Genomic DNA, 18,288 nt, shown 5'->3' on the forward strand with positions numbered 1-18,288 from the left:
AAGCATTTTTAAAACTGACTATCGTAAGAAAATCTAATTTTCCTCGAAGGAGGTTCGGCAAGAATCTCCCAATAATCTCTGCTCAGGATTGAGCTCGAGATGTAGTATTGAGAAATGTAAGTTTGCTTGTTCATCGCCTTGATCTGATTAGATGTTTCTATTTTGAAACACAATTACATATACGAATAATATTTCGAATATGTTACATATTCAGAATAATATTTTATATATTTTCAAATACGGAATTATATTCTGAATTATGAACTTCTCATTTTCAGTGACTTGTGTTTTTGGTCGGGTCATTTTCAGCTAGAAATACTTGCTAAATATTAGTGATTAGTCGAGGCTAATATTATTTTTGCGCATGGCAGAACAGATCCTCATTCTCGACTTCGGTTCCCAATACACCCAGCTGATTGCCAGAAGAGTTCGAGAGCTTAACGTTTATTGTGAAATTCATCCTTTTAACCACATTCCGGAAATTACGGATGACATAAAAGGTGTCATTCTATCAGGTAGTCCTTGCTCAGTAAGAGAAGAAGATGCACCGGATTTAGACTTAGATCAATTCAGAGGTAAGATGCCGGTTCTAGGTGTTTGTTATGGCGCTCAGTTGATGGCTCAAAAGTATGGAGGTAATGTAATGCCTTCAGAGATTCGCGAGTACGGTCGTGCAAGGTTGAGCAGGGTTGATGGGCATTATCCATTACTAAAAGAGATTAGCCTTGATTCTCAGGTTTGGATGTCTCACGCAGATACCATCTCTGAACTACCAGCAGGTTTCGATGTCATTGCCAGTACATCTAGTGTTGAGAAGGCAGCCTTCAAAGTTCAGGGCGAAGAAACTTATGGAATACAGTTTCACCCAGAGGTAACGCACTCAGAAGAAGGAAAAGAGCTAGTAAGAAATTTTGTAGTACACATCTGCGGTTGTTCGCAAGATTGGACTCCTGACTTGTTTGCAGAGTCTACAGTTGCAGCCCTTAAAGAAAAGTTAGGTGATGATAAGGTAATTCTGGGGCTTTCGGGTGGAGTTGATTCTTCAGTAGCCGCTGTTTTAATACACAAAGCGATCGGTGAAAACCTCCATTGCATTTTTGTTGACAATGGACTTCTGAGAAAGAACGAATTCGATTCTGTACTTGAGTCTTATAAAGGCATGGGACTGAACGTGAAAGGAGTAGATGCCAAAGAACAATTCTATTCTGCGCTAGCTGGTATTACCGATCCAGAAGGTAAGAGAAAAGCAATCGGTCGAGTGTTTATCGAAGTATTTGATCAAGAGGCTCAAAAAGTAGAAGATGCTAAATGGTTAGGTCAAGGAACCATCTATCCAGATATAATTGAGTCGGTTTCTGTGAAGGGTCCTTCGGCCACAATAAAATCGCATCATAACGTTGGTGGTTTACCGGAGAAGATGAACCTGAAAGTGGTCGAACCACTGAATACACTCTTTAAAGACGAAGTAAGAAATGTTGGACGAAGCCTTGAAATCGATCAAAATATTCTGGGTCGTCATCCTTTTCCAGGCCCTGGCTTGGGTATCAGGATTTTAGGAGACATTACTGCTGAGAAAGTAGCTATCTTGCAAGAAGTGGATTACATTTTTATCCAAGGATTAAAAGACAATGGCCTTTATGACGATGTCTGGCAGGCGGGCTCAATGCTATTGCCTATTCAGTCAGTTGGTGTAATGGGGGATGAAAGAACTTACGAACGAGTTGTGGCACTTCGGGCTGTGACAAGTGTGGATGGAATGACAGCGGACTGGTGTCATCTGCCATATAATTTTTTACAGGACGTCTCGAACGAGATCATCAATAAGGTAAAAGGAGTAAATAGAGTGGTTTATGATATCAGCTCTAAACCACCAGCAACCATCGAATGGGAGTAGCAAAGAGGTTTTTTTTAGCAATAGTCTTGTCCATCTTTTGTACAAGCATTGGCTTTTCGCAAGACGTTAAGGCGCTTTTTGACGAAGGCAAAAGGCTTTTTGACCAAGAGCAGTATGCCTTGGCCCTGGGTAAGTTTGCACCGCTGACTTCTATGGGCCAGAGCAACGATTTGGTGAAGTATTCATCCTATTATTATGCCATTGCGGCTCATAAGTCAGGAGATAATACGAGTGCCAAAAATATGTTCAAGCAGTTGCTTCAGAAGTACCCAGACTGGAATGTCAAAGAAGATGTCAACTATTGGTTGGGTTACCTTGCGGCTGAAGAGGGAGATATTGAAAGTGCATTTCGATATTTCGATTTGGTCACTAAACCAGAGCTTGGCGAGAGCAAAAAAGCATTGAAGTCACAGCTGCTTTCCAACACGACTGATTTGAAGGCACTTCAAAAACTATTGGATGAATACCCTGAGGATAACCTGATCGCTTCTCAGTTGGCTAACGAAGTACTGGCGCTCCCGGTGCAAGAGCAGGATATGCTTTTGTTGTCGAATCTTCAATCTGAATATGCCTTGAACCTCGACTTGGGGATTGACGGAATAGAATATTCTCCGAAGAAATCAACCTATAATGTTGGGCTCTTTTTACCATTTAGGTATAGCCCTGACTCGGCAATGCTCGTTCGTTCTATGTCCAACTGGACAACTAGAATGTATGAAGGAGTGGCTATTGGTGTTCAAAAACTTAAGGATGAAGGGGTTGATATTAATCTCATCACTATTGATACTCAGAATTTAGAAACAAGGCTTGAAAATCAGGTGGAAGACGGAGTACTCACAGATTTAGACTTAATCATTGGACCCGTAACACAGCGTGCCGTTGAGTTGATGTCCAATTTTTCTAAAGAGAAGCAGGTCAACATTATCAATCCATTATCATCAAACGGAGATATTCTGAAGGATAATCCATTTGCATTTTTATACTATCCAAGTAATGAATCCATCGCTATAAAGGCAGCTGAGTATGCCAAACAGAATTTCACTAGAAATAAAAATGCCGCGGTATTCTACAGTGGCTTTAGCGATGTAGCAAGAGCTGACCTTTACCGTCAAATCATCGAAAAAGATTCTTTCGATGTCACAATTTTCCGTGAGGTGAGGCCTAATGAATCAGTGAATATTCAGCAGTGGCTTATCGAGGAGGAGGAAGTGGATAAAGACTCCGCTGTTGTAGCCAATATGATTGCTGAAATGGACTCACTTCGTGAAGCAGGCGAAGAAGAATGGGAGATTTACAGCCAAAGAGATTTCGTTTATGATACACTGAAAATCCTTCCAGATAGTATCGGTCATGTGTTTATTGCCTCAGATATTTCCTCATTGGCTTCGAGTGCTTTGAGTGGAATTGAAGGGAGACCTGATACAGTTGAATACTTATCTTCTTCAAGGTTTTTGACTGCTGAGAGCTCCATCTCTTTTGATCAACTAGAACGGTTGAATGCTACATTTTTAGGTACGAATCTGATCAATTATAATACCCCAGAAGTTGCTGAGTTCAGAGAGAGATATGTTGCCGCTTATTTGAAAAGCCCGATCAAGGAAGATCGCCTTGGCGATGCCTACATAGGCTATGATATCATGGTTACTTTCGGTAGGCTGTTGGGCGATTATGGTAAGTATTTTCAGGTAGGAGTAAAACGAAGAGATGATTTTAGAGGGGAGCTTACAGAAAAATTCAATTATCGACTTTCGAATGACAATCGCTATCTGCCTGTCTTGAAGGTGGAGGGAGCTGCCATCGTACCTCGAAACAATAATTAGTATGAATTCATCAAATAGCCAGCGTCTTTTCGAAGAGGCTCAGCACTTCATTCCAGGAGGAGTTAACTCGCCAGTGAGGGCCTTTAAGGCAGTGGGAGGAAACCCTTTATTCATTAAGTCAGCCAAGGGCGCTTTCATCACCGATCAGGACGATAACGAATACATTGAGTTGATCAATTCCTGGGGACCAATGATTCTCGGGCATGGTAATGAAAGGATTGAGGAAGCAGTTAAAAAAGCTGTTGAAAGTTCACTGTCCTTTGGAGCACCAACGGCTATAGAAGTTGAGATGGCTAAGTTGATCTGTTCGATGGTACCAAGCATCGAGAAGGTCAGAATGGTGAACTCGGGTACAGAGGCCACCATGTCAGCCATACGATTAGCCAGAGGCTATACTGGTCGTGATAAGATGATCAAGTTTGAGGGTTGCTATCACGGTCATGGAGATTCGTTCCTTATTGCTGCAGGTAGTGGTGCGATTACCTTAGGGGAGCCTGATAGCCCGGGAGTTACCCGCGGTGTGGCAAACGACACCCTAACCGTTCCTTATAATGATCTTGGTAGGGTAGAAGAAGTGATCAACGCCAACAAGGATCAGGTGGCGGCTATCATAGTAGAGCCGGTAGCAGGTAATATGGGTTGTGTACTTCCAGCAGAAGGCTTTCTAGAAGGTCTGAGAAAGCTTTGCGATGCCAATGGCATTGTACTCATTTTTGATGAAGTGATGACTGGCTTTAGGTTATCCAAAGCTGGAGCTCAAGGTATTTACGGGGTGAACCCCGATCTAACTACATTAGGTAAGATTATTGGAGGAGGTATGCCTGTAGGTGCTTATGGCGGTAGGCAAGAAATCATGGATTACGTTTCTCCCCAAGGGCCTGTTTATCAAGCAGGAACACTCTCAGGAAATCCAGTAGCTATGGCCGCTGGTTTGGCCATGCTTACGCAAATCAATGAAGATGCTGCTTTGTATGCTGGTTTAGCTCAGGCTACCGAGGCTATCGAACTTGGCTTTCAGAATAATTTGGACGAGCTGGGTTTGGGTTATACCATGAATCGAATCGGTTCTATGGTCAGCTTGTTTTTCACCGATCAAAAGGTGACTGACTTTGAGACTGCTAAAACTACAAGCACCGAAAAATTCGGACAATACTTCAGAGAGATGCTGAACCAAGGAGTATATCTAGCACCCTCTCAGTACGAGTCTTTGTTTGTTTCCAAAGCTATCACGGAAGACCTGGTGGATAGAATTGTTACCGCCAACAGAAATGCCCTCAAGGCCATTCATTAGTCGTTATCCGTTGTAGTACCAGAAGCTGATGAAGATTTCCAGATAGAAGAATATCTGTAGAAATATAGAGTAAATCAGACCTACCAGATTGAACTTAATTAAGGTCTTGAACCACCCTTGCTTATATACTTTCAAGAAAGACGTGTAAACGTAGGTACTTACACCTATGAAGAAAACGCCACCAATGATTCCTCTCCAGGCCATAATGTTGGCATCTGGAAAGTTGCCCTCGGTAACAATCTTAAAAATAATTAGGAGTCCAATACCATAAGCCATATAGGCAAAGGAATGTACGTGCAAGGCATGTACTATATGCTTGATATACAGGTGTTTTCTCCTCACGTAGAAGAATTTCAAAACACCTGCAAACAGCGGAATGAGTATAAACATCATCAAGGGAAGGTTGCCAAGCACAAAACCTTTGAAGCCCTGATCATTCTCGAATATTTTTCTCACCTGGCTATTGATATGAGCTTGCTGGCCTTCATCGAAAAACCCATCGTTAGAGAAATTACCCCCAAGTGAATCCATAAACTCTTTGTCAGTAAGTCTACGATCGCGCGCCAACCGATGGAATCTCTCTACATCGCTTTCATCTCCTGCTGGTAAAGGAGTTGATTCAACCGCCACTTCGAAATTCATCAGTGAATCGGTACCAATCTGAGATTCAATTGAATCATAGAGTTGCTCAAATGTTTTGATATCTGAGAAGCTCTTGACCAGTGAATCAGGTAGTATTTCGAGTTTTTTGGCACTTGAAAGAGCACCCCAGCGATCGTCTGACTTTAAAGCTTCAAATTGAATCTCTCCTCCATAGTTCACCGTTTCATCCTGAATAGTTCTGAGGTCTATACCGGACAATAGGTAACTGATGGTGAAGAAATAGAAGAGACTCATGACAAAATAGAGTCTCACCGGATGTATAAAGTGCTTGATTTTTCCTTCCTGAAATCTGTTGGTTAGGTTGCCGGGTCTGATTAAGAAAGGGATGGCACTATGCGCCATTTTAGAGTCGATGCCGAGATAGTTATCAATAAACTCTTTGATCAATGTAGCGAAGGTCACATTGTTGTCAGAATTTGATTGACCGCAGGTAGGGCAGAAGTTATAGTGTTCTTCTAATGTCGAACTACAATTCTTGCATACAGTGCTTTTGCGTTTCTTCTCTATCATCTAAAAAATGCAAGCGGGCATTCAACCAAAGATAGCAGTTGAAACGGAAGCACAAAAGCCGAAAAATGAAAAAAGCTGACCGGTGAAAGGTCAGCTTTTGATATTGAGTGTTTAGGTGTAAGGGGATCTTTAGACCATATCGAGCAAAAGTTCTGATTGCCCAATTTGTCTGTATTTTTTTGCATTAAGGATCGATTTTAGCTCTAGTCGAATTTCATTCAATAGAGCTTTGTCACCAGAGATGTAGCATACATTCGGTACTATGTTTTCCTTAATTAATATTTTGTTCTGCTGGTTATCGATAATGGATCCAGTCCAATCTTGCTGAGCAATACCATATTTCTGACAAACGAGTTGACCTATATCTCGCTTGGCTACAGGGTTATTCCCTTTGATCTCCATTTTGCCGAAAAAGAATCGATCTTTATAATAGTGCATTTGAAGAACGCACCTCTCTTCTTTAATCGTCAATCGGTAATAAATAGTCTTTTGATGTTTCAATGCCAACTTCCGATTGTCGACATAATTCGGTTTACCAAGTTTTTGAACAGTTTCTTTGATGGACTGGCCAAATGACAGTCCGTAAAACTGAATACTTTTTTCCGTATCTAAAGATTCTAAGTGGTTGAGATTGAGGATTGAATCGAAGGATGCATGAGAAAAGAGGGCATTTCTTCCCTCGTAAAAATCCGCGCGACTCTGTTTATAGAGCTTTCTCTTTTTGGAACCAAAGAGCAGCGGGAAGTCTGGTAAACTCAGCGTCCACATGGTTAATTAATAAAGTGTTTAGGTCAAACAATGTCCCGAAGGACATCACTAATATAGGTAAACAACCTGAGAAAAATCAAATTTGTTATTTCATAAGCCGTTGAAAATCGTCCTAAAACAGCGAAAATCGCCCTTTAGGAAAATTTGATGTATGTAAAATGCAAAAAATGGTATTTATAAAATTTGAAAAAAATGAGTCGAAGGCAAAAAAAGCATGTAGATACCGAAGTCTACAACGGGATTGGCATCATAGATAAGTAGATAGCTTCCTGCCGATCGGTACGTACTAGAACTTTAAAAGTTAAAGTCTACCGAATAGATGGTCTGGTCCCAAATCAATTGTATGCTTCCGCCAGACGCAGTTTCTACTACTTTCACAGTGAATTGTTCGGTTACTTCACTTTGGCTGCTTCTGGACATAGCAGTTCTCATAAAATCCCTTGACTCATCATAGGACCTTCCGTTTTGCCCTGTTTGGCTATTGATGATTAAGGTTCCTCCATTGGCCTCAGGAATAGTAAACAGCGTATACTCACCTGCTGGGATTGTCTTGCCTTCTATTTTGATTGCTTTTGAAGTTTTAAAATGTGTGGCCCTATTGGCACCAGTTCTCCAACGTGCCCCATAAGGTACTATACCTCCAAAAATCTCTCTGCCTCTTTTAGCAGGTGAGCCATAGCTTACTTGAAATTCAGATCCTCCGAATTCAAAGTCACCAACAATGGCACCAGATAGTGTACCGAATGGGGAACCGGCTTTATCCTTTTCAATAAATCGAGACACCAGTGCATCAAAATCTAACCTGTTCGTTCTGGTAACGATCAGCTTTCTGGTTGTGGCTTTTGCATCAAGGCGCTGGAGTCCACCAGCATTGGTAGTATTCACTTCCATTACCCCTCTGCTTGGATGTCTTAAAGTATATGACCTGTCTCCAGTTTTGTGGATAATAAAGTCAGATATGCGCCTACCCGATAACATATATTGATGAATAGAATCGGTATCTGATTCAACGTGCCTTTGAAATGCTAGGTCGAAAGGCCAATGGACCATGTCAATGAAGGGTAACAATTGGCGGTCGTTGAGTATGTGGTACGTTACCGGGCCATTTCGACCCATAGTGTTAATCCTAAGGCTGTCACCTGTGGTTTTATAGTTGGTGCCCATGATGCTACCCCTCATAAACCCCTTGAAGCTGCCTAATTCAGTATTGTCAAAGCTGAGTAGCTCTTTAATGATATTGTTTTCGTCATAGGTGAGATGATAGCTCTTTAATGAAATTCTTGGACTCCTCAATAATACATCGGCCTTGATCTCGCCCAGTGTGTCGATTGTTATCCTTTCAATGGCCAGTGTGTCATTACCCAGTTTCGTGACAAGGTAATACTCTGATTTTCCTGATGGACTAAAACAACCTTGACATACGAGTAAGATTAATAGTGTCAGGAGTAACTGAGATGGCCATTTCATAATAGTTAAGATTGATTGACCTTCAATTTAACTTAACCCTATTGGAGAAGCATTAAATTTTATGTCAGCGGATTAGGCCTTTGTCTTTACTTTATTCCAAGGCTTGATCTGCCAGAAGATATGGCCAGTGGTCAAATGGTTTCCTTGCGTATCGAAGGACTTTACTTCGCAGTTTACCACTACGGACTCTTCTGTTTTTAAAGGCTCCAGAATATTCGCATTGAGCCAATCTTCCGTTAGTTCATAAGTCACTACCACATCCATTTTCCCCTGGTAATGATAGTTCATTTCCATCTTTTGCATGATGATCCGGTAAGCCTTGGCATCTAGTTTATTTAAGAGTACAAGGCCGGTAGAGTATTCTGATGCGGTGGCTAAGGCACAGGCATGAATGCCCTTGATGTGGTTAAAATTGATTCTTTTGTAAGGGATCTTCACTTTCACAAAGTCATCACCCATTTGAATAATTTTGAATCCATGTGGCTTATTAAATGGGATCATTCTGGCCAATCCAAAATTCAGGAGCGCCAAATGCTTTTTGGAAGTTTTTGCTCGCTCTATTAACTGTGTGGTATCAAACATCTCAATCAGAATTTCAATTAATTTAGGGATTCTAAGTGAATAAAAAACTATGCTGAGCTTTTGGGAGAAGGACGAGTTTTTAAACTACGATCATGTTGTAGTTGGTGGTGGTATTGTAGGCCTTTCAACCGCGATCAGCATTAAGGAGAGAGATTCAAAAGCAAAAGTACTAGTCTTAGAACAAGGCACATTTCCAACAGGCGCTTCAACCAAGAATGCTGGTTTTGCCTGCTTTGGTAGTTTAACTGAAATTCTGGCCGACCTCAGAGGCTTGCCCGAATCGGAAGTATTTAATCTAGTAAAGCTGAGATGGGAAGGTCTGCAATTGCTGAGGGCTAGGGTGGGTGATGATGGTTTGGATTATCAAAACCTGGGAGGTTATGAACTATTGCGATCCAGCGATATGGGAGCATTTCAGGAGATGAATAGAATCAATGAAATGCTAATGCCATTGTTTGGCGAAGCGGTTTATCATGATAGTTCAGCGAAAATCAATCAACTCGGATTTAGTCCTTCAGTTGTGAAAGGGTTGGTTTTCAATCCGTTTGAAGCACAACTGCATAGTGGAAAGATGATGAAGTCGTTAACCCGATTGGCGACCGATTTAGGTGTGGAGATATTAACAGGAACCTCGGTTTCTCAATTTGATGAAGATTCAAATGGTGTCTCTGTTCATACTACCAGCGATATAACATTCCATGCAAGAAAACTTGCGATTTGTACCAACGCATTTTCAAAATCGCTTTTGCCTAATACTGATTTGGTGCCAGGTCGAGGAGTGGTGTTGGTTACCAAACCAATAGCAGGTTTAAAATTCAAAGGGACGTTTCACTACGATGAAGGCTATTATTACTTCCGAAACTATCAAGATCGCATTCTTTTTGGTGGAGGTAGAAACCTAGATGTCACAGGCGAAGAGACGACAGTATTTGAGGTGAGAGACCTGATACTGGAAAAACTGAAGTCAGACCTCAATGAAGTCATTATTCCAGGCCAGGACTTTGAGATAGATCACATCTGGTCAGGAATTATGGCTTTCGGCCCAAATAAACAGCCTATCCTGGAAAGCCATTCTGACAATGTCCATATCGGAGTTCGGCTCGGGGGAATGGGGGTTGCCATCGGCAGTAAAATGGGTTTTGAATTGGCAGAGCTAATGCTTCGATAGTGAAAATATTACTATCTTCAACGCTCACGTATTATTTCGCATGGACTATCAGTATCAAAAGCCAACACTTCTTCAGGCTCTTATCCCAATAATATTTCTAATCGTTGCACTCTTCTATAATGTACTGGTCTTTGGAGATGGTGCTTTAGACGGATCAAATCAGATCATTCTTATTCTTTCAGGAGGTGTTGCCACGATAGTCGCCTTGCGACTTGGAATGAAATGGAAAGATGTTGAGAAGGGGATTGTAAAGACGATTAGTTCGGCAATGGCTTCCATCATTATTCTATTGCTGATAGGTTCTTTGGCAGGGACTTGGCTCTTGTCCGGTGTTGTGCCAGCTATGATTTACTATGGTCTGCAAATCTTGAACCCAACGATTTTCTTGTTTGCTGCATGTATTGTATGTGCGATAGTCTCGATAGCCACTGGTAGTTCGTGGACTACGGCTGCTACCGTTGGTATAGCACTTATGGGGATAGGAAAAGCCTTAGGTATTCATGACGGGATGATTGCCGGGGCAGTATTGTCAGGCGCATATTTCGGAGACAAAATGTCCCCACTTTCTGATACAACGAATTTGGCACCAGCGATGGCTGGTACGGATCTCTTCACCCATATCAGGTATATGACCATCACGACCATCCCATCCATTTCCATTGCCTTGATCCTCTTTTTGATTTTAGGATTTATGCAAGGTGGTTCCGGAGAAGTGACTGAGACATCTTCGATATTAACGGCAATAGATAGCAAGTTTAACATTAACGGCTGGCTGTTTTTGGTGCCTGCTACAGTGGTTTTTTTGATTGTGAAAAAAGTACCAGCAATTCCAGCCATATTAATTGGCGCACTTCTCGGTGCAGTTTTTGCTTTAATATTTCAACCTGAAGTGGTGAAAACTGTAGCGGATTGGACAGGAAGCTCTGCGAAGTTAATGTTCGTGGGGGTAATGAAATCTCTTTTTGGCGATGTGGCAATAGTAACTGGAAATGGAATTGTGGATGAACTTCTACAGTCTGGCGGTATGGCCGGGATGCTCAAAACAGTGTGGTTGATTGTGTCGGCAATGATTTTTGGAGGTGTAATGGAGTCTAGCGGTTTACTCAAAAGAATTGCTGAGGCTGTGATCACCAAAGTTAAATCCACTGGGTCTTTAGTAGCTGCTACAGCTGGGACAACTATCTTTTTCAATGGAACGGCTTCTGACCAATATCTGGCGATTGTAGTACCTGGTCGAATGTATGCTGATATCTATAAAAAGAAAGGCCTTGCACCTGAAAACTTGAGTAGGACTTTGGAAGATTCGGGTACCGTAACCTCGGTGCTAGTACCATGGAATACTTGTGGGGCCTATCATTCTAATGTTTTAGGTGTGGCAACGGGAGCTTATATTCCATACGCCTTCTTTAATCTTATTAGTCCGATTATGACGATTACCTTTGCCTATCTAAATATCAAAATTAGAAAGTTAAAGGAAGGCAAGTCAGAAATGGAAGTGGCCGCATGATGTTCCCCCTCTCAATTACAAAGGACGAAGTAATGGACCGTCCCCTCAAGAGTTATGAGGGAAAGGTGGTTATTGCTGCTGACAAGAAGAGCACCGAAAGGGCTATGTCGGAAATCAATGAATTCGACATGGTGGGTTTTGATACCGAAGCCAAACCAACATTTCAAAAAGGTCAAATAAGAAATATCAGTCTTATACAAGTCGCCACAGAAGAGAAAGTATACCTTTTAAGGACACATCATATTGGGGTGATCGATAGCCTTCATCATTTCTTAGAGAATGAAAGCATAAAGAAGGTAGGGATAGGGTTATTAGATGATTTTAATTTGCTAAATAGACTGAGGGCTTTTGAGCCCAACGGATTTATTGACCTGAATGATACCTTTCAAGAATTAGGAGCAGAAAACATAGGTGCCAGAAATTTAGCAGCCATGGTTTTGGATATACGCATCTCTAAATCTGCTCAAACGTCTAATTGGGAGGCAGAACAGCTAGCCCAAAAACAAATCAAATACGCTGCTACAGACGCTTGGATTTGTCTCGAAATCCATAATAAGCTATCCCAATGGGGGTACGTCTAATTTTTTCTACCCGTCTACTGCTTGTCTACGGCCAATTCTTAGATACACGAACTTCTGCAAGTACATTTGTTTAGTCCTTCGGCTGGCTAGTAATATGCCTGTTGGACGAAATCGGCTAACGTTGTGATGAATGCTTGTGCTGGGGAAGCCTTAGCCGAAACAACAGCGAAGTTTAGTTTAGTACTATGTGTTTTGGTGAGTAGAGCTGACCCATACGGGGACAGCTCTTTCCATTTATAAGGATACCTAAACCAATGTAAAACAAGGACTTAATTCTTTGCCAATTCACACAACAGCCTTTATAAATTTTTAATACATTGTCATTGTGAGACGTCTTGGCTGGCTGCTTATATTGCTTACCACCTTTCCTTTTTTGGTGTATTGCCAGGAAGGAGGTGAGTCTGAATTGCGTAAGCAATACGATTCTCTATTCAAATATGAGCGTTCAGGTGACCTTACTGAGGGCATTGCCTTTGCCAAACAGGTGATTGCACTGGCTGAAGAGGAGAATGATAACTACATAAGAGGCCGGGCTGCACATACCTTGTCTAGGTTGTATTACTTCAGAGAGGATATGGATAGCAGTCTTCAAAACTCATTGCAACTAATCCCGCTTGGCCTTGAAGTTCGAGAATATCAGTCTACGATAAATGCTGCAAACCATTTGGCGCTTATTTATTTTGATAAGAGCGCTTACGATTCGAGCTTGTTTTACTACGAGATGGCTGCACAAATTGCCAAGGATAATGTTCCAAAACGTTATCCAGTTACGCTAGCTAACCTTGGTTTTATTCATGGACAATTAGATAATCGTGAATCAGAGCTAGAGTATTATTTGGAAGCAATTAGGATTGTTGAGGAGACACCCGAGTATGATGAACTGGGTAGAATCCGTGGCATGACTTATGGTGGCGTGGGAGATTACTACACTTTTATTGAGGAATATGATAAAGCGATAGAAAACTTTGAAGCTAAACTGGCCCTCGGAAAGGAGAAAAACAATCTCAGAATGCAGTATGAGGCATATGCGGGCCTTGGTAATGCCTATGCCAAACCGAGCTTTTATGATTTTGAAAAGAGTAAATCCTATTACTTAGAGATAGCGAAGGACACAATCGAAGATAATTTCCACTATAGAGGTAATGCATTTCTGAACCTCGGCAGACTGTATAAGACAAATGAGGACTTTACTGGTGCCATGGATTATCTTAGAAAGGCTTATAAGTTATATGAATCCACAGGCAGTAAGGACTGGAAGTCTCGTATAGAACATGAAATCGGAGATACTTATCTATCCTTAAAAAGACTTAATCAAGCGGAAAATTGGCTCACAAAATCTCTGGAGAATGCTCTTAGTAGCAGGCTGGCTGTGCGCGAGAAGAATGCGCTTGTTGGGCTTTATCAAATAGACTCAATTCGCGGTAATTACAGAGCAGCACTGGCCAAATTCCAACGTTATCGTTGGATTGAAGATTCATTGTTAAGCCAAGAATCAGAAGATAGGATCAGAGAGCTACAGGTCAGGTATGAGTCGGAGCAAAAAGAAAAGGAAAACCTATTGCTGAAAAACGACTTAGAAATATCTGAAGCGAAAATTGAAAATCAGCAGCTAATACAATTGATTATTGCAGCATTTACCATTGCAGTGATCATAGTAGTAATAGTTCTTTATAGAGCCAATCAGCGCAGGAAGTTGTCTAACAAAGCACTGAAGGAGAAAAATCAACTTATCTCCAAGCAACATGATGAATTGGCTTTTAAGACAGACAAACTTCTTCTCGTTAACTCTCAACTGAAGGCTTTGGCTGAATTTAGGTCTGATTTGACCAATATGATTGCTCATGATATGAAGAACCCACTGAATGCAATCATAGGTCTTTCTAATGCCGAAAATCAAGACAAGAGAATTCGAAATATCACACAGTCTGGTTATCAACTATTGCATCTGGTAACCAATATGCTTGAGGTTGATAAGTATGAAACTACTGAGCATAAGCCCCAATTGACAGTGGCCTCACTTGATCAGGTCATATTGGATGCCAAACGACAAGTTGAGATACTGATGGAGGCCAAAGAGATTAGTTTCGAAAGCTTAATACCGAAAAAGACTTGTGTTAAGATAGATGTTGAAGGCATAAAAAGGGTCTTTATTAACCTACTCTCTAATGCTATCAAATATTCGCCCAACCAAGGGCAAGTACGGATAGAAAAAGTGGAGGAAAGAGGCGGAGCTATCCACCTCAAAGTAACAGATCAAGGCGCGGGTATCTCAAAGGACCGATTGCCACATGTATTTGATAAGTTTTGGCATTCTAATGCCAAAGATTCTGGTTTTGCAGCTTCTACGGGCCTTGGATTGACTTTTTGCAAGATGACCATTGAGGCCCATGGAGGTGAGATTTGGGTCGAGTCAGAAATCGGCAAAGGGACTACTATATTCTTTACCCTGCCACTATCGAAAAACGAGGTTTGTGAAGAATCTCTAGGTGTAAATCTAGACATAACATCTCAGGATGATTTGATCATCGAAACAGAACTAGAGTTGATCGCCTCAAAAGCAGAGTTTCTGAAAGATTTGAAAGTACATCAGGTAAGTGCGATTTCAAGAATACTGAAAGAACTCGAAAAGGAAGGTGTCAAATCTAACTGGTTGAAGAGTATTCAATCGGCAGTCTATAATGCTGATCAAGTGCGATACGATGAGCTGTTAGCAATGTTAAATCTTGCTGAACAATGAGTCTTTTTGATAGAGCGGCCAAAATCCTTATTGCGGATGATGATCCATTGAACCTGGAAGTTATGCTCGGCTTTCTGGAAGCAGAGCAATTAGAAATACTCTATGCGCCAAATGGAAAAAAGGCCGTAGAGATTGCAATCAATGAAGGACCAGATTTGGTGATTTTGGATTGGGAGATGCCGGTAATGAACGGCATAGAAACCATAAAAATTCTCACACAAAATGACCAAACCAAGAGTATACCGATCATAATTGCAACAGGGGTTATGCGAGAGTCCATTGATTTAAAAACAGCGCTGGATGCCGGAGCAATAGACTTTTTAAGGAAACCTTTTGATAGCATAGAGTTCAAGGCAAGGGTGGATAGTGCACTGCGCCTCTCTTTTATGAGAAGAGAGGTTCAACAACAGCATTCAGAAATAATAGGTCTGACTGAAAGGGAAAAACAATTGCTTGAGGAGAACCTAGATTTAAAAGCCAGAGAGTTAAGTTCAGCGACCTTAATTGATTATCAGAAAAATCAATTAATGATAGGACTGTTGGAAGAGGTAAAGAAGATAGATAGCCTGACCAATAATGTCTATTCTAAGAACTTTCGTCAGGTTACCCGTAGGATAAAAGCCTACATAGACCTAGACAAAAGCTGGACAGGTTTTAAGCGACATTTTAATGAAGTGCATCCTAACTTCTTTGATCGACTCAATGAAAACTGGGATTTGACAAACAATGAGAGTCGCATTTGTGCCTACCTCAAGATAGGTTTAGAGAACAAAGAGATTGCCGCATTGACCAATGTTGAAAGTGCCTCGGTGAGAAGGGCACTGAACAGGCTTAAGAAAAAACTCGGGCTAACTCAAGAGCAGAGCCTAAGGGAGTTCATCAATCAAATAGGGTAGCCAAGTAGAGGTGAATTTTCTTTCATCGAAATGGTTGCCGCCTACTTATTCCTCTTAATTTTATGTCAAACCACTCATTCCATGAAGAGATTCTCTGTCTTGATTTTAACGCTTATTTGCTTGGGTTCAATTTCCGTTCAAGCTTTTCAAATTGAACAGTTTACCGATCCATATTATGAACTTGTCAATGCCGAGTTTGATAAGGAGAAGGCCTACAAGACTGTGGAGTTTGTTGAGTCTCACTTTAGAGTTGTAGGGAATGAAGGCTTTAATCAGGGGATACAATGGGTGGAGATGAATCTCCAGAAGGCAGGTTTCGTACCTGAATGGAAAGCTTCAGAAGACCAAAGACTTATCTATAGGTTCGAAGAGCGACCGCTTAGAAACAAGACATGGCAGCCATTTAATGGAAGTTTGAAACTCGGAGACGAGGAGTTACTCAATTTTTCAACCAACCGAAATATGATGGCCATTAATTCCTATCCTACCAATGGAGAGCAGGAATTTGAAGTAGTCTACGTAGGTTCAGGAAGAAACCTAGATTTAGACCAGGACTTAAAGGGTAAAGTGGTCTTTGCCGAGAGTGCGGTAGGTTCTTTGTTTTCTAGGGCAGTCCAGAACAAAGGAGCCGCGGGAGTAATTGCCTATAGAATGCCGGAATACACCAAGCCTGAGGTGAACGTGAATTCTATTCAGTTTAGTGCCATACCACGCGATAGTGTCAACAAGTCATTCGGTTTGTTATTGTCTTATCAAGCAAAAGAGAAGCTAAAGGCGGCCATTGCAGCAGGTAACAATAAGATCAAGGTTAAACTGGATACCAAAGTCTATAATTCAAAAGAGTTTACCATCGTAGCAGAGTTAAGGGGCAGCAAGATGCCGGATGAGCGGTTTGTATTTAGTGCCCATATGCAGGAGCCAGGAGCTAATGATAATGCCAGTGGTGTAGGCGTGCTGTTGGAAGCAGCTGAGACAAGTGCTCGTCTATTAAAGGCTGGGAAGATTGACCCCCAAAGAACCATTACATACCTGTTTGGCGATGAGATCACTTCTACCAGAAGATTCATTCAGGAAGATCCCGAAAGAGCAAAAGGTATCAAGTGGGGAATGAGTCTCGACATGGTCGGGGAAGACACTGAAAAAACAGGGGGTACCTTCCTGATAGAGAAAATGCCCGATCCAGGAGCAATCTGGGTTCGAGGAGTAGAAAAGCATTCCGAATGGGGAGGAAGACCCTTACAGAAAAAAGATCTGAAGCCTCATTATTTCAATGATTTGACCATCAGTATTTTTGAAAGTATCGGTGAGAAGAAAGATTGGGAAGTGAACTTTAATCCATTTGAAGGGGGCAGTGATCATGTTCCTTTTCTATCAGCCAATATTCCAGGTTTGCTGCTTTGGCATTTTACAGACCAGTTTTACCATACCGATCAGGATCGACTAGATAAAGTTTCGAAAGAAACCTTGCACAATGTGGGTACAGGTGCCTTGATGATTGCCTTGATGCTTACAGAAAACAAACCCATGCTGGCTAACAGAGTACTTTTGGTTGCATCTACAGCAGCCACATACAGACTCCAAGACGAACTAAGGCTCAGCCAAGATCTGCTAAGTAATGGCGGAAATAGAGAAAAGGAAGTCGATATTCTAAGTACCTGGTCCGATTACTACCAGAAGGTGTTTGATAGTGTTAATGACTTGAATCCGAAGGGAAGCATGTTCAAGGATAATTTGGATAATACTAAAGACGCCTTGACTGGCTTTACTAATTTGATGCTTGGGCGGTTGAAGTAGAGTCCTTTTGAACTTTTACAGTCGAGTTGTTCTAGGTCATCCAATGGCTAATGAATTTGAGGTATTGATATATACCATTCTTATCTTTTTTGTAGAGGAATAGACCGCCAAACGAACCATGAGGTACATGCAACTCATAGTTTAAGACTATGATCTCTTTGTCTTTCGTAAACAGGGGGATCGAATAATAAACATGGGCATTAGGTTCAGTTTCGGCATGTCCCTTACTTCTTAGGAATTCGAGTTGCCCAAGCGGAGTCTTCCATCTTCTGATTTTTTTGGAGCTTTTTACCTGCCCTTTCATGAATTCAATATCCTCACTTGAGAAGTATGAGGATAGTCGTTTGTCATAAAAGGAGAAATACCTGTCTCGATTTTTGCTTTTAATATCGCCTGACCGAAACATCCATTTTTTCCATGGCTTTAATATTGAGCGGCTGACATACACTATATTAACTTTTTGCTCAGCTAAAAAAGTACTGTCATAATCCATGGTTTGAATTATGGTATTTCTGATTTCCTCTTTTGAAATTTCTTGAGCAATTACGGGTTGCGCGATAAGAGCAATGACTAGAATAAATGTTCTAAGCATATATAATCTAGACACTAT

General features: G+C 41.3%; 14 protein-coding genes. 9 read left to right on the top strand and 5 right to left on the bottom strand.

Annotation, left to right across the window (positions count from 1 at the left end):
- The first annotated feature begins 364 nt into the window (after positions 1 to 364).
- The 3 genes from guaA to hemL are packed head-to-tail and all read left to right on the top strand — an operon-like array spanning position 365 to position 5,005.
- Positions 365 to 1,894: a glutamine-hydrolyzing GMP synthase gene (gene guaA, locus BFP97_RS01230; protein WP_069840670.1), complete on the top strand. Its 1,530-nt coding sequence runs from the start codon at positions 365 to 367 to the stop codon at positions 1,892 to 1,894.
- Positions 1,885 to 3,714, top strand: a complete 1,830-nt coding sequence (locus tag BFP97_RS01235; protein ID WP_069840671.1) for a tetratricopeptide repeat protein — start codon at positions 1,885 to 1,887, stop codon at positions 3,712 to 3,714. Before guaA ends, BFP97_RS01235 begins: the two co-directional genes overlap by 10 nt.
- A 1-nt stretch (position 3,715) precedes the next feature.
- Positions 3,716 to 5,005 (top strand): glutamate-1-semialdehyde 2,1-aminomutase, encoded by a 1,290-nt coding sequence (hemL, locus tag BFP97_RS01240; protein WP_069840672.1) that lies wholly within the window; start codon positions 3,716 to 3,718, stop codon positions 5,003 to 5,005.
- 3 nt (positions 5,006 to 5,008) lie between these two features.
- On the opposite strand, the gene BFP97_RS01245 is transcribed toward hemL, so the two are convergent.
- The 4 genes from BFP97_RS01245 to BFP97_RS01260 all read right to left on the bottom strand — a co-directional run bounded on the left by BFP97_RS01245 (position 5,009) and on the right by BFP97_RS01260 (position 8,995).
- The gene (locus tag BFP97_RS01245; protein ID WP_069840673.1) at positions 5,009 to 6,178 is read right to left on the bottom strand and encodes a DUF3667 domain-containing protein; all 1,170 of its coding nucleotides are present in this window, start codon (positions 6,176 to 6,178) and stop codon (positions 5,009 to 5,011) included.
- A gap of 129 nt (positions 6,179 to 6,307) precedes the next feature.
- Entirely contained in the window at positions 6,308 to 6,946 is a 639-nt protein-coding gene (locus BFP97_RS01250; protein ID WP_069840674.1) for a hypothetical protein, read from the bottom strand.
- A 294-nt stretch (positions 6,947 to 7,240) separates the two neighbouring features.
- A complete protein-coding gene (locus BFP97_RS01255) occupies positions 7,241 to 8,413 on the bottom strand; it encodes a DUF2911 domain-containing protein (RefSeq protein WP_069840675.1) in 1,173 nt (390 codons plus the stop codon).
- Between the two features lie 72 nt (positions 8,414 to 8,485).
- On the bottom strand, positions 8,486 to 8,995 hold the full coding sequence (locus BFP97_RS01260) for a DUF4442 domain-containing protein (RefSeq protein ID WP_069840676.1): 510 nt from the start codon (positions 8,993 to 8,995) through the stop codon (positions 8,486 to 8,488).
- Between the two features lie 49 nt (positions 8,996 to 9,044).
- Between BFP97_RS01260 and BFP97_RS01265 the strand changes: the two genes are divergently transcribed.
- The 6 genes from BFP97_RS01265 (at position 9,045) to BFP97_RS01290 (ending at position 17,678) form a co-directional block, all read left to right on the top strand.
- Complete coding sequence (locus tag BFP97_RS01265) at positions 9,045 to 10,163, top strand: NAD(P)/FAD-dependent oxidoreductase (RefSeq protein WP_069840677.1); 1,119 nt, start codon at positions 9,045 to 9,047, stop codon at positions 10,161 to 10,163.
- 40 nt (positions 10,164 to 10,203) lie between these two features.
- Complete coding sequence (gene nhaC, locus BFP97_RS01270; protein WP_069840678.1) at positions 10,204 to 11,670, top strand: Na+/H+ antiporter NhaC; 1,467 nt, start codon at positions 10,204 to 10,206, stop codon at positions 11,668 to 11,670.
- Between the two features lie 32 nt (positions 11,671 to 11,702).
- Complete coding sequence (locus tag BFP97_RS01275) at positions 11,703 to 12,251, top strand: 3'-5' exonuclease (protein ID WP_170827378.1); 549 nt, start codon at positions 11,703 to 11,705, stop codon at positions 12,249 to 12,251.
- 325 nt (positions 12,252 to 12,576) lie between these two features.
- Positions 12,577 to 14,988, top strand: a complete 2,412-nt coding sequence (locus BFP97_RS01280) for a tetratricopeptide repeat-containing sensor histidine kinase (protein WP_069840679.1) — start codon at positions 12,577 to 12,579, stop codon at positions 14,986 to 14,988.
- Positions 14,985 to 15,884, top strand: coding sequence for a response regulator (locus BFP97_RS01285; RefSeq protein ID WP_069840680.1), 900 nt, complete (start codon positions 14,985 to 14,987; stop codon positions 15,882 to 15,884). The genes BFP97_RS01280 and BFP97_RS01285 overlap by 4 nt, the downstream gene beginning before the upstream one ends.
- 81 nt (positions 15,885 to 15,965) lie before the next feature.
- Positions 15,966 to 17,678 carry a M28 family peptidase gene (locus tag BFP97_RS01290; protein WP_069840681.1) on the top strand — a complete coding sequence of 571 codons (1,713 nt, stop codon included), beginning with the start codon at positions 15,966 to 15,968 and terminating at the stop codon, positions 17,676 to 17,678.
- 31 nt (positions 17,679 to 17,709) lie between these two features.
- Here BFP97_RS01290 and BFP97_RS01295 read toward each other — a convergent pair whose 3' ends face one another.
- A complete protein-coding gene (locus BFP97_RS01295) occupies positions 17,710 to 18,285 on the bottom strand; it encodes a hypothetical protein (protein ID WP_139135144.1) in 576 nt (191 codons plus the stop codon).
- Positions 18,286 to 18,288: the final 3 nt, after the last annotated feature.

It is taken from the genome of Roseivirga sp. 4D4, assembly GCF_001747095.1.
In the GTDB taxonomy this organism is placed as follows: Bacteria; Bacteroidota; Bacteroidia; order Cytophagales; family Cyclobacteriaceae; genus Roseivirga.